At 60.7% G+C, this 13,329-nt stretch carries 10 protein-coding genes; 6 read left to right on the top strand and 4 right to left on the bottom strand.

Features of this window, described 5'->3' with window-relative positions; genetic code table 11:
- The first annotated feature begins 18 nt into the window (after positions 1–18).
- The 6 genes from ACS5Q1_RS14765 to ACS5Q1_RS14740 all read left to right on the top strand — a co-directional run bounded on the left by ACS5Q1_RS14765 (position 19) and on the right by ACS5Q1_RS14740 (position 5,857).
- Positions 19–885 carry a transketolase gene (locus tag ACS5Q1_RS14765; RefSeq protein ID WP_473098907.1) on the top strand — a complete coding sequence of 289 codons (867 nt, stop codon included), beginning with the start codon at positions 19–21 and terminating at the stop codon, positions 883–885.
- Positions 882–1,934 carry a transketolase family protein gene (locus tag ACS5Q1_RS14760; protein ID WP_473098906.1) on the top strand — a complete coding sequence of 351 codons (1,053 nt, stop codon included), beginning with the start codon at positions 882–884 and terminating at the stop codon, positions 1,932–1,934. Before ACS5Q1_RS14765 ends, ACS5Q1_RS14760 begins: the two co-directional genes overlap by 4 nt.
- Positions 1,935–2,054: 120 nt before the next feature.
- The gene (locus tag ACS5Q1_RS14755; RefSeq protein ID WP_203442646.1) at positions 2,055–3,053 is read left to right on the top strand and encodes a TRAP transporter substrate-binding protein; all 999 of its coding nucleotides are present in this window, start codon (positions 2,055–2,057) and stop codon (positions 3,051–3,053) included.
- Between the two features lie 4 nt (positions 3,054–3,057).
- A complete protein-coding gene (locus ACS5Q1_RS14750; protein ID WP_473098905.1) occupies positions 3,058–3,636 on the top strand; it encodes a TRAP transporter small permease in 579 nt (192 codons plus the stop codon).
- Positions 3,633–4,892, top strand: a complete 1,260-nt coding sequence (locus ACS5Q1_RS14745) for a TRAP transporter large permease (protein WP_473098904.1) — start codon at positions 3,633–3,635, stop codon at positions 4,890–4,892. Before ACS5Q1_RS14750 ends, ACS5Q1_RS14745 begins: the two co-directional genes overlap by 4 nt.
- Positions 4,893–4,978: 86 nt before the next feature.
- Positions 4,979–5,857, top strand: a complete 879-nt coding sequence (locus tag ACS5Q1_RS14740) for an NAD(P)-dependent oxidoreductase (RefSeq protein WP_473098903.1) — start codon at positions 4,979–4,981, stop codon at positions 5,855–5,857.
- A 126-nt stretch (positions 5,858–5,983) separates the two neighbouring features.
- Here the strand turns inward: ACS5Q1_RS14740 and ACS5Q1_RS14735 are convergent, their stop codons facing one another.
- The 4 genes from ACS5Q1_RS14735 to ACS5Q1_RS14720 form a co-directional block, all read right to left on the bottom strand.
- Positions 5,984–6,661, bottom strand: a complete 678-nt coding sequence (locus ACS5Q1_RS14735) for a protein-L-isoaspartate(D-aspartate) O-methyltransferase (RefSeq protein WP_473098902.1) — start codon at positions 6,659–6,661, stop codon at positions 5,984–5,986.
- A 155-nt stretch (positions 6,662–6,816) separates the two neighbouring features.
- Positions 6,817–8,496, bottom strand: a complete 1,680-nt coding sequence (locus ACS5Q1_RS14730; RefSeq protein WP_473098901.1) for an MFS transporter — start codon at positions 8,494–8,496, stop codon at positions 6,817–6,819.
- A 66-nt stretch (positions 8,497–8,562) separates the two neighbouring features.
- Positions 8,563–11,208, bottom strand: a complete 2,646-nt coding sequence (locus tag ACS5Q1_RS14725; RefSeq protein ID WP_473098900.1) for an EAL domain-containing protein — start codon at positions 11,206–11,208, stop codon at positions 8,563–8,565.
- A 454-nt stretch (positions 11,209–11,662) separates the two neighbouring features.
- Positions 11,663–13,327 carry an ABC transporter ATP-binding protein gene (locus ACS5Q1_RS14720; RefSeq protein ID WP_473098899.1) on the bottom strand — a complete coding sequence of 555 codons (1,665 nt, stop codon included), beginning with the start codon at positions 13,325–13,327 and terminating at the stop codon, positions 11,663–11,665.
- Positions 13,328–13,329 lie beyond the last annotated feature (2 nt).

Below are 13,329 nucleotides of genomic sequence, written 5' to 3'. Positions count from 1 at the left end.
CCAAACCTGGAGAGATCGATGACCACGAGCACCAGCAAAGCGATGCCGCAGGCTGCCTTGTCCAACGTATCCCTTGTGGATCGGGCCTATCGCATCCGCCGCAATGCGCTGCGCATGGGCGAAGTGCAGGGTCAGGGCTACATTGCCCAGGCACTCGGCGTCGCCGACGTCCTGGCCGTGTCCCATTTCCACGCCATGCGCTACAGACCCGAGGATCCGGAATGGGAGGAGCGCGATCGGTTCCTGCTCTCGATCGGCCATTATGCCATCGCTCTTTACGCAGCCTTGATCGAAGCCGGCATCATCCCGGAAGACGAGCTTGAGAGCTACGGAACCGACGACAGCCGTCTGCCCATGTCCGGCATGGCGGCCTATACGCCGGGGATGGAGATCACGGGCGGTTCGCTCGGCCACGGCCTAGGGCTTGCCGTTGGCTTCTGCCTCGGATTGAAGCGCAAGAAATCGAATTCCTTCGTCTATTGCCTGTTCTCCGACGGAGAGCTCGGCGAGGGCTCCATCTGGGAAGGAGCCTGGTCAGCCAGCCATTGGAAGCTCGACAACCTGATCGGCATCATCGATGTCAACAACCAGCAGGCGGATGGGCCGGCCTCGCAGGTCACGGGCTTCGAGCCGCTGGAAGCGCGGTTCGAGTCGTTCGGCTGGCATGTGCAGCGCGTGAACGGCAACGACATCGATGCTCTCGTGGCAGCGTTCGACACAGCCCGAAACCTCGCCGATCCGAAGCCCCGCATCATCATCTGCGATACCAAGATGGCCAAGGGCGTCTCGTTCCTCGAGGAGCGAGAGCGCAACCACTTCCTGCGGGTGGAGCCACATGAATGGCAAAAGGCCATCGAACTGCTTGACGCCAGGAGGACATCATGAGGCGCTCGAAATACACGCGACCGGCCTGGCTCGGAGAGCAGGGCGAAGGGGGACAAGGAACGGCCGACAAGCCGCGATTGACGACATCCGCGATGATTGCGTCGCTCGCCGGCCCGGACCAGCGCACGAAACCAGCCCCGTTCGGCCACGCGCTTGCTGCGCTGGCCGAGACGCGTCCGGAGATCGTGGGGCTGACGGCGGACCTCGCGAAGTACACGGATCTGCACGTCTTCGCCAAGGCGCATCCCGACCGCTTCTACCAGATGGGCATGGCCGAACAGCTCCTGATCAGCGCGGCTGCCGGGATGGCGCGGGAAGGCTTTATGCCATTCGCAACGACCTACGCGGTCTTTGCGGCGCGGAGGGCCTACGATTTCATCTGCATGGCGATCGCCGAGGAAAACCTCAATGTGAAGATCGTGTGCGCCCTGCCCGGCCTGACGACCGGTTACGGACCGAGCCATCAGGCCACAGAGGATATCGCGATCTTCCGGGGCATGCCGAATATCGCCATCGTCGATCCGTGCGACGCTCACGAGATCGAGCAGGCGGTGCCGGCCATTGCAGCCCATAATGGTCCAGTCTACATGCGCCTGTTGCGCGGAAATGTGCCGCTCGTTCTCGACGAGTACGATTACAGGTTCGAATTCGGGAAAGCCAAGACGCTGCGGGACGGCAATGATGTGCTGATCATCTCATCCGGCCTGATGACGATGCGGGCGCTCGAGGCGGCCGAAGCCCTTTCCGACGATCGCATCGATGTCGGTGTGCTGCATGTGCCGACCATCAAGCCGCTCGACGAGGCGACGATTCTCAAAGAGGCGTCTCGTACCGGCCGCATGGTGGTCGTTGCGGAAAATCACACCATCGTCGGTGGCCTGGGAGAGGCTGTCGCCGGACTCCTGATGCGCTCCGGCGTCATACCGCCGGCGTTCCGCCAGATCGCCCTGCCCGACGAATTCCTGGATGCCGGCGCCCTGCCGACGCTTCACGACCGCTACGGCCTTTCTACGAGCTCCGTCATCCGCAGCGTCAAGGGCTGGCTTTAGAACAACGATCCTCGGAGCGGCTGGCCGCTCCGAGGTTCAGGCGCATCCGAGGAGGCGCTGTCCATTATCATAACGATCAAAAAGCCCGGCCAACGGGCAGGATCCAGAAGGAGAACGCACATGAGGAACTCGATTTCACGCCGTACCCTGATTGCCGGTGCCTTCGCGGCACCGGCCATTCTCACGTTCACACGCGGCGCAACGGCAGCAACCAATCTGACCCTTGGCCACAACGCAGCCCCCGGTAACCCGCGGAGCATCGCTACAGAGAAGTTCGGCGAGTTGGTGAAGGAAAGATCTGGCGGGCGTATCAGCGTTCGCGTGGCCGGATCCGAGCAGCTCGGCAACGAGCAGTCCCTGCTGACCAGTTTGCGAACTGGCGCAGTCGACATGACCGTCAACAGCCAGGGCTCGACTTCGGCTCTTGTGCCGGAGATCGCGGCTCTCGGCCTGCCTTTCCTCTTCGAAGACAGCGCCGCCGCTTTCAAGGTTCTGGAAGGCCCGATCGGCGAAGAACTGGCGCAGCGCTTCTCCAAGGTCCAGATGGTGCCCCTCGGCTGGTGGGACAACGGCATCCGCCACATCACCAACAGCAAGCGGCCGGTCGTCAAGCCGGCGGACCTGAAGGGCTTGAAGATCCGCACCCCGCCGGATCCCATGACGATCGATATCTTCCAAGCCCTTGGTGCGGGAACCGAGCAGATCAGCTTCGGCGAGCTCTATGTCGCCCTGCAACAGGGTGTCGTCGACGGCCAGGAGAACCCGCTGACCAATATTGCAAGCTCGAAGCTCTACGAGGTGAACAAGTTCATCAGCTTGTCCGGCCATAAGTGGGAGAGCTCTCCGTTCCTGATGTCGCAAATCACCTGGACCCGGCTGCCTGCCGCCGACAGAGATATCATCAAGGCTGCTGCCAAGGAGGCCGGCGACCTGCAGCGCAAGCTGTTTGCCGAGAATGAGGCCAAGTACAACAGCGAGTTCCGGGCCAATCCGAAGCTTGCCGTCAACGAGGTCGACAGGCCAGCCTTCCGGGAAGCTTCCGCCAAGGTGGTCGAGACCTGGCGCGCCAAGCCCTTCGGCGACTTCGTCGACCGGCTCGCGAAAACCGCCCGGAGTTAAGGTCATGACGCGCGTCGCGCCGCTTCCCCACCACGAGCAAGAGTTGGCCACGGGGGGCGGCGCGCTCGCCGTGGCCAATGTTATCGACCGTGCGGTTGGTCTCATGTGCCGAGCGGTCATTTTGCTGACCGGGATCGCGCTGCTTGCGATCCTCACAGCGAACGTCGTCGCCCGCTATGTTCTGGAGAGCGGTGGCTTTCGTTTTGCCCAGGAACTCCCCGAACGCCTCTTTCCCTGGTTCATCATGGCAGGCGTGGCGCTCGCCGTTCAGAAGGGCGGCCACATGGCGGTGGAATCCGTTCTCTCCCGTCTGAGCCGAAACGGAGCTCGCGTCATGCTCCTCTTCGGCCACGCGATCATTATCGCTTCATACGCTGTTCTCGGCTGGGAGGCGATTGGGGTCGCCGATATCGTGTCAATCGAGACGAGTCCTGTGCTCGGCCTGTCCAGCAGCTACAGCTATTATGCGCTCGCACTCGGCTGTGCTGCTGTCATTCTCACGACCTTCGCGCTTGCGCTCCGGGTTGCCATGCTCGGCCCGGAGGCTATGCCGACCCCAGATCCAGAGGAGACGGGCATATGAGCATCGTTCTCGTCGTTGTCTTCACGATCCTGATGCTGCTGGCGATCCCGGTTGGACACGCCCTGGTCATCGCGGCCGGCGCGACGCTGGCTTGGCAGGGAGAGCTTCCGCTGATGATCGTCGCTCAGCAGATGTATCAGCAGACGCAGTCCTTCCCGATGCTTGCCCTGCCCTTCTTCATGATGGCCGGCAGCCTGATGCTCGGCGGCAAGCTGGGACAGGAACTCCTGTCCTTCGCCACCAAGGCGATGCAGCGCTGGCGCGGAGGACCGCTCTCGACCACCGTTGTGGCATCGGTCGTCTTCGGCGGCGTGTCCGGGAGTGCAGTCGCCAATGCCAGCGCCCTTGGCTCGGTTCTTATTCCCTGGCAGAAGCGGCAGGGCTATCCCGCCGGGCTCTGCGCCGCCAACAACGCGACATCCGCGGTGATTGATATCCTCATTCCACCTTCAATCCCGCTGATCCTTTACTCCCTCGTGAGCGGCACCAGCATCGCCGATCTGTTCACGGCGGGAATCCTCCCGGGCATTCTTATGGCAGGCGGGTTCATCCTGACCTGCAGCTGGATTGCGAGGCGGCGCGGCATCCACTCAGAAGATCCGACCGTCGGGAGAATGGAGCTTCTCAGGCTTGCCGTTCTGAGTGCCCCTGCCCTTCTTATGCCCATTCTGATCCTGCTCGGATTGCGTTTCGGCATTGCCACGCCAACCGAGATCTCGGTGCTGGCTGTTGTCTATGCGCTTGCTCTGAGCGCTCTCTTCTATCGCGATCTGACATGGCAGCGCTTCCATCACAGCCTTATCGAGTCCGGTATTGCAACCGGTGTCGTCATGCTCGTCATCATGGGCAGCGCCATCGTCGGTTGGATCTTGACCTTCGACCAAGTGCCGACCCGCTTCGCCGATTGGGTATCGGCCACGATCAGCAATCCTCTGCTGGTAATCCTGGCCATGAATATCCTGCTCCTCATCGTCGGCATGCCGCTCGATCTTCCACCTGCCATCCTGCTCCTCGGGCCGATCTTCGTTCCACTGGCGGCAACGATCGGGCTGGATCCGGTGCAACTCGGCCTCATTATGGTGCTGAATCTCGGCATCGGACTTTACACGCCACCGATCGGGACCACGCTGTTCATCTCCTCTTCTATCGCACGATCGTCTCTGGCCGATACCACCCGCGAGCTCTGGCCCTTCTTCGGCGTCGCCATGCTGGTCCTTCTTGCCGTGAGCTACATTCCCGCGCTCACGATTTACTAAGCTAAGGGGTGTCCTAAATAGGACACCCCAATCCCTTCGGCTATCAAGCCGATGAAGGGGTCACCATCGATGAGGGAACGAACGACATGACCCGCGTTGCTTTTGTCGGCCTTGGCGCCATGGGGCTGCCGATGGCATCGAATCTTGTCAAGAAAGGACTCACCGTCACGGGGTTCGACCTGAGTGCCAATGCACTCAACGCGCTCGAGAATGCTGGAGGAAAGCGCGCGGGAACTGCCGAGGAGGCGGCTACCGGGGCAGATGTCCTGATTTTGATGGTGGTGAACGCGGCCCAGGCCGAAGCCGTGCTCTTCGAAGGCGGGGCTTTGGAGGCCCTGCAAGCCGATGGCGTAATCGCATTGATGGCGACCTGTCCTCCTGCAGCCGTGGAAGCAATCGAGGAGCGGGTGCGCAAGGCCGGACGACGGCTGATCGACGCCCCTGTATCGGGAGGCGTCGCAGGAGCCACGGCCGCGACGCTGACCATCATGGCCGCTGGGTCTCGCGACACATTCGGTGTCGTAAAGCCCCTCTTCGACGCACTGGGCGACAAGGTTTTTCATGTCGGTGAACGTCCTGGCCAAGGCGCCATGGTGAAGACCGTCAATCAACTCCTCTGCGGTGTACACATCGCCGTTGTCGCGGAGGCCTTTGCCCTGGCCTCAAAGGTGGGAGTCGACCTCAAGATCCTGCTGGAGATCATGAGCGGTTCCGCTGCCTCGAGCTGGATGCTCAAGGACCGGGGACCGCGGATGCTGCAATCAGACCCTGAGGTCACCAGCGCGGTCGACATCTTCGTCAAGGATCTCGGCATTGTACTTGATGCCGGCCGGGCCACGAAGGCGGCGCTTCCCCTGGCCGCGGCGGCCCATCAGATGTTCCTCGCAGCCTCCGGGCGCGGTGACGGCAACGCGGACGACAGCCAGGTGATCCGCACCTACTTCGCCTTGGACGGAGTTAAGTGACACCGTCACTAATCTCACTCTGTTAGAGCGAACTCTCTTTCTGCAGGTTGGGGAGCGCATTCGCGACGCTTCATGGCTCCGGGAACCAGGGCCAGAGGAAGGGCGGAGCCACTTGGCGGGCATGCCTCAGGTAACCGTCTCTAGCAGGCTGAAGCGAACCGGAAGAAGGTCCTCGGTTCGTGTCTGGCCGTCTTCGTCCTTGTCGATGATCGTGAGTCGCTGCATCTCTTCCGGGCCCAGGGGCATCACCAAGCGCCCGCCTGGTTTGAGTTGGGCAAGTAGCCCATCAGGCGCTCTCTCAGCCGCAGCCGTCACCAAGATCTTGTCGAAGGGGGCATGCTCGCGCCAGCCGCGGGATCCGTCTCCCACGCGGATCTCAACCGTAGCATAGCCGAGTTGGTGCAGGAGATCCCGCGCGAGGCTGGCAAACTCTTCGACAATCTCGATGGTCCAGACCTGACCTGCAAGTTCTGCCAGGATCGCCGTTTGGTATCCTAGCCCGGTTCCGACCTCGAGCACCGTGTCGTTTGGTTGTGGGGACAGTAGATCGGTCATGAGCGCCACAATGAATGGCTGCGAGATCGTCTTGTCGAAGCCGATGGGCAGAGGCGTGTCCTGGTAGGCAAAAGGCGCAAGAGCGGGCGGGACAAAGAGATGCCGTGGCACTTTCCGCATCGCGGCCATCACACGCTCATCCAACACAGCTTTGCCGATCTCATCGCTCGCTAAGTCGGTGTGAATGGCGATCATCTCGACCATATGCCGCCGCAGGATCGCTAAGTGGTTCTCGTTCATCGCCTTCATGATGCTCGACCTCCGCTAGACCCGCGTGCCGCCGGGAACACGGGCGACCATATGGAAGCCGTCCACCGTGGCCATTCCCGTCAACAAGTTCCCACGCGGGAATCGTGATCCTCCGACGCCTCACCTGTCAACAAGCGGCGGTCGGCGGCATGAGGTCAGGACGAACGTGTCGGGTCTGTGAGCGGGTCGGCAATCTCATGGGCCTGAGATCCAGGACTGAGTGCCAGCCAGCCTGTCTGGCGCTCGATCATACGTCGGACTGAGGGCCTGTTAGGCCCCTGATGCAGGGCGCGGAGGCGCTCACCGACGGCGGCGTCGGCCTGGGTTATGCGCTGGTTATGCCGCACGTATTCCAGCCATGTCGGGCTGTGATAGCGTTCGATCCAGATTTCGGGGTTTTCCAGGTCTCGTAACAACGTCCAATGGCGCGCCCCGTCCCGTCGCCGGATTCGCCGTCTCTCCGCCATGACGGCGTGGAACGTCGCTACATCTGCCTCGCGGATTACGTACTCGATGGTGATTACGATCGGGCCACTGCGCGAGCGGACGTCGATGGCGACATTGGGCTCTGTCCAACGGTTGAGCGGATCGAGGTTCAGCGTTTTCAGCTCAGGCAGCGTAAACCGCAGCCCAAGCGCTGCACCGACCAGCAGCACCCCTGCCGCAATGAGGAGAGCGTTCGCCGTCCCGAAGCGCTCGGCCGCCACACCCCAGATCCAACTGCCGAAGGCCATCCCGCCGAAGGTCGCCATCTGGTAGAGCGCGAGGGCCCGTCCGACGACCCAGCGTGGCGAGGACAGCTGCACGGTTGCATTGAAACTGGAGAGCGCAAGCACCCAGCTAGCCCCGCCCAACGCCATCGCGACCATGCTCAGAAGCGCAAGGGCGCTCAATCCTGCCGCAGCCGCACAGATGGCGTAACCAACGAAAGCGATGCGAACAAGGGCTTCGAGCGACAAGGCCCGTCTAAGGCGTGCACTGATAAGCGCACCGCCGACAGCGCCGGCGCCGAAAGCGCCGAGCAGAAGACCGTAGGTGAGCGGACCTCCATGGATCAGGTCGCGGGCAATCAGCGGCATCAGGGCCTGGACTGCAATAGCGGCGAGTCCGAAGACCGCTCCCCGCAACAGCACCACGCCGAGATTGGGGGACATGGCGACGTACCGGATCCCGGCTGCCATGGCGCTGCCAAGAGTTTCGGGCGGCAAAGTCCTGGGCACGCTGGCAGGCTGCCACCGTGCCAGAACGGTAATCAACCCGAGATAGCTCAGTGCATTGACAGCAAAGGCGGCGAAGGCGCCCGCTGCCGCGACGATGATTCCCCCGAGGGCCGGTCCGACACTGCGTGCGATGTTGAAGCCCATGCTGTTCAGGGCTATCGCCGCGGGCAGGCTGGAGCGGGGCACCATCTCGCCCACCAGCGACTGCCAGGCAGGCCCGTTGAATGCCGTGCCGCAGCCGACCAGGAAGGTGAAGGTGAGCAGGAGCCAGGGTGTCATCAAGCCGAAGTAAGTGGACAGCGTCAGGGCCACCGACACGGCCAACAGGAAGATCTGCGAGGCAAGCATCAGCTTGCGCCGGTCGAAGTTGTCTGCGATGGCGCCCGCCATGAGCGAGAACAACATAATTGGAAGAGTCGTGGAGGCTTGCACCAGGGCGATCAGATCAGCCGATGCGCCGATGGACGTCATCAGCCATGCCGCACCAACCGATTGGATCAGCCCTCCGAAATTGGAGGCGAGGCTTGCAAGCCAGACAGCCAGGAAGATCCGATGCCGGAAGGGAGACAGGGAGGATTCCGACCTGTCCGATGTTTCAGTATCCTTTGTCGGCATGGAAAACTCGCTTCGGGCAAAGAGAAGAATCAGCCGCGACAGAACCCAGCGGTGTCATGCCGGCGGCTAAACCTCGTCTTTTATCTTGGCAGCTGCAACTACGGCTTCGAACGGTTGAGGTTTGTGGATCGCATAGCCCTGAGCAAATGTGATCCCCATCGTACAGACCATGTTGAAGGTCGCCTGATCCTCGACGAACTCAGCCACTGTCTGGGCACCGAGTTCACGAGCGACCTGATGAATCGATCTGACGATGTGATGATCGACGGAGCTGGCGATCATGTTGCGGACAAAGCTCCCGTCGATCTTAACGATGTCGACCGGGAACTCTCGCAGGTACCTGAATGAACTCAGGCCTGCGCCGAAGTCATCGAGAGCAATCTGGCACCCTATCTCCCGAAGCTTGCCAACGGTCGATATGGCCAGGGCCATGTTGCTGACCAAGGCGGTCTCCGTGATCTCGAAGACCAGGATCTCCGGTGGGACACCACTGTCTTCAATAACCTCAAGGGCGTAGGTCAAGAAAAAGGGATCCCCCAGCGAAGCCGCCGACAGATTGACATGAATGCAAATTTCCCGATCCGGTGCCAGGGCTTTTCCAACCAGGCTCAGAGTTTTCCGCACCACCCAGCGGTCGATCGCCCCGATGAGATCATATCGTTCCGCAGCTGGAATGAAGACGGATGGAGGAATGATGATCCCGCCCTTGTCGGCCATCCGGACCACGATCTCATACCGCTCGAGGGACGTATCTGCACAGGCCACGATCCGTTGAGCGAAGAGGCGTAACCGATCCTCCTCTATGGCCTCCTTGATCCCTGCGGCGACCGCGATTTCACGATGGCGATCAACAGCATCACTCTGCTCCGGCCGATAGAGGCTGACCCGGTTCCGTCCTGCCATTTTAGCCGTCAGGCAAGCAATGTCGGCCTGAGCCAGCAGAGCACTCGTCGAGCGCGACGCGGACGAAATCTCGGTTACCCCGATACTTGCCCCAACTTTATAGCTGCGATCATCCCATGGAAATTGGATGGCGCTGGCAGCCGTGTTGAGCCTCTCAAGGATCTCGGTTGCATCGTCGAGCGAGCATCCGAGAAGAATGATGCCGAACTCGTCTCCACCGAGGCGACCGATAATGTCACCCTTACGAAGGTAGGTCGGCAAGGCTCCTGCCACTCCCTGCAACAGCGCATCGCCGGCAACGTGGCCTGCCGTGTCGTTGATGATCTTCAGGCGATCGAGATCGAGGAAGGCAAGAGCATGGCTGATCCCACTCCGACGACTCTCCACGACGGCCTCTTCAAGCTCTTGCTCGAAGGCTGCCCGATTCAGAAGCCCTGTCAGTTCGTCATGGGTTGCGCTGTATCTGAGCTTCTCCTCAGCTTCTCGTCGTGCGGTGATATCCTGAAACTGCACAATCAGATAAGCCGGTCTCCCGGCCTCATCACGTACCAGCGAAGATGAGCGCAGAACCCACACCTCCGTGCGATCTTTGCGGAGATAACGACGCTCGCTCTCGGCGAAGTCAATCTCTCCCCTCAGGAGAGGACCATCGTCCGGAGGTGCATCATCTGGGTGGAGCACGACAGCCACTGTCTTCGACAACATTTCATCCGCCGCGAAACCGAAGAGACGGCAAAAGGCCGGGTTGACCTTGAACACGGTCCCGTCGAGATTCAGAAGAGCCGTTCCGATGCCAGCTCCCCTCATCGCTCCACGAAAGAGCGCTTCGTTATGCAAGGATTCCTGATGGGCTAGCTGCCTGCGTCGGAACTCCCGCCGCAGATTGAAGGCCAAGGCGATCATGGCCCCAGCCAGAGCCACGACGATAATGCCAATCGTGAAGGCGCGGCGCCACCAGGCGGCATAGACGTCTCGAAGGGTGCGCCCCACGCTGATCGTCAACGGGAAATCCCCGATCTGGGCAAATGTATAGAGACGCGGAATGCCGTCGAGCGGTGAAGCGTGGGATTCGAACGACCCTGACCGTTCCATAGAAAATTGACGGTAAATATCCGTCGTGCTGATATCCGTACCGAGTTGCCTTTCATTGAAAGGCTCCCGCGCAAGCAGTTTTCCATCTCGGCGTATGAGGGCCATGGAGCCATTTGGTCCGAGATCCATCCTGCGAAACAGATCGGTGAAGTAGTCGAGGCTCAGAGCCACGTAGACGATCCCGGCAAAGCTACCATCCAAGTGGGATAGCTGCCGGCTAAAGACGATGGCCCACCCAAGATCCACCGAACTCTTGATGGGGAGCGAAACGTAGAGTCCCGTATCTGGATGATCACGGTGGGCCGTAAAGTATTGGTTTGTTGCCACGTTGATGACATTCAGATCAGTGAGACGGGAGTGATATGTTAGTTTTCCGGTTTGATCCGCTACAGCGATCGCTGCAAAGTACCGTGCCGTGGCAACCTGATCGAACAGCAGCTGCCGTTGAAGATCAGACCCCTGTCGAGCAAAGTCAGGCTGCTTGATCCGATCAATAATCTTCTGGATCGTCAGATCGATGATCTCGATGTTACGGGAGATGTCCCTTCCGACAGCCGCAACAATATTTCCTGATGACCCCTTTGCCTGAATGAGGGCATTTTGCCGTTCATCGAAAATGAGAGCGACACAAAACAGATTGAAGAACGCAGCCAGAACCAGAACGTTCAAAACGGGATTGCGGGCGAGCGCGCTCCTGTACCAGGAAAATAATTTCACAGCATACTTCCTGGAGAATAGCATCGGGTAGGCATTAGACGGCACATGGATCTGCAACTATTGTCGGCACTGGCATAAAGTAGGCCAGAAATGGATACCGAAACCTATAATCGCTCTCCTGTTACCCAAAAGTCTAACGCACAAATCAGCGCCGATAGGAAGCTGCCGAGGCCCACCGACTGAGCCTAGTTGGGATGAAGGACCTAAGTCGCGTCAGCCCGCGAAGTAGAATCGCCTAAATCAAGGTCTGCTCACACCTCACACCGCCAATGCGCTAGCGGGTCTGGGAAGACCTAACTGACCGCTCACAACGGGGCAGCATGGCCATCGATTACTGATTTGGGGGCTCAGATCAGGCTCGTGGGGCAGCAGGCCCATAGCCAGTCTGTTACCTTGGCAGCCTTTTCAGCCTCAGCTGGGTGAGCCGGTCCCTTCGAAACTCGGGCCTGAGTGCTCATGCCGTGGCCACAAAACCGTTGGGCACATCGTCGAAACGCCATCTCAGTCGAACGCCACCGTTTGCCGTGGCCTCAAGCGCCGGGATCGCGGAAAGGAGTTTGATAGTGTAAGGATCCTGCGGTTGATCAAAGATCGTATCGCGATCCCCCTCTTCCACGATGCGGCCATCCTGCATGACGATGACCCTGTCTGCGATCTGCTCAACGACCCCAAGGTCGTGGCTGATGAAGAGGCAGGAAAAGCCGTGCCGCTGTTGCAGGTCAGCGAACAGGTCAAGGACCTGGGCCCGCACCGTGACGTCGAGGGCAGAGACAGGCTCATCGGCGATGACAAATGCGGGCCTGCGCACCAAAGCACGCGCAATCGCGACCCGCTGACGTTGCCCGCCCGACAATTCGTGGGGGTAACGCCCGGAGAACTGATCGCCGAGACCGACGTCATGCAGGATCTCGCGCACCCGATCCATCTTCTCGCGATGCCCCATCTCCGGCACCAGACGCAGGGCTTCGCGGACGAGGTCTGCAATCGTCATGCGTGGATCAAGCGAGGAATACGGGTCTTGGAACACCATCTGGCAGTTAAGGCGATAGTTGCTCCAACCCTCGGAACCGCGGCGAACGGGACGCCCGGCAAAGCGAATGTCGCCGTTTGTGGGATCGAGCAGGCCGGCAATCGTGCGACCCAGCGTCGTCTTGCCAGATCCGGATCCTCCCACCAGCGCCACGACTTCCCTCGGTCTGATTGCCAAGCTGACGCCGTGAAGCGCCCGTTTACCGGGCTCCTTGCGAAAGAAGCCCTGTCGTCCGCGATACTCCACCACGAGATCGCGCACTTCCACAACCGGTTCGACGGAAGCAGAGAGATCGCGCTTGGGCAGGCGTCGCGGCATCGCAGCCAGCAGCTTCTGCGTATAGGGATGCCGAGGATGGCGCAGCAGATCCTGCGTGGCCCCCTGCTCGACGATTTCGCCTTTGCACATGACGATAATGCGATCGGTGTAGCGAGCGACCATCGAGAGATCATGGCTGATCATGAGCACTGCCGTCCCTCGGGCGCGTGTGAGCTCCACCATGAGCTCAAGCACGTCACGCTGAACAACAGCATCCAGTGCTGTCGTTGGCTCGTCGGCAATCAGAAGAGCCGGCTGAAGAAGCATGACCGAAGCCAGCATGATCCGCTGACGCATGCCGCCGGAGAACTGGTGCGGATAGGCTTCGAGTGCTCCCTCGGGATCCTTGATTCCGACCCTCCGGAGCATGCTGAGGATGAGCTCTCTGCGCTCGTTGGCATCGAGATCGCGATGAAGCGCCAGACCCTCGTCCAGTTGCCGGCCGATGAGCATCGACGGGTTGAGCGAGGTCATGGGCTCCTGGAACACCATCCCGATGCGTGCCCCCCTCAAGCGCCGCAATTCTTTCGGCGAGAGTTGGTCAAGGTCTTTTCCTTCGAAGCGGATGCTCCCGGCAGTCCTCTGGATCGCTGGCGGCTCAAGGGCCATGATGGCACGGGCCGCGAGCGTCTTTCCGCTTCCGGACTCGCCGACAATGCCGACGATCTCGCCCGGCGCGACGGAAAAGCTCACGTTCTTGACAACTTCGAGCCCTGCTTGCGCAACAACGAGGTTCAGTCCCTCGACCTGGAGCAGTTCGGTCCTGGTCATGA

This window comes from Microvirga sp. GN3 (assembly GCF_055792825.1).
This window is presented reverse-complemented; position numbering and strand designations above follow the sequence as displayed.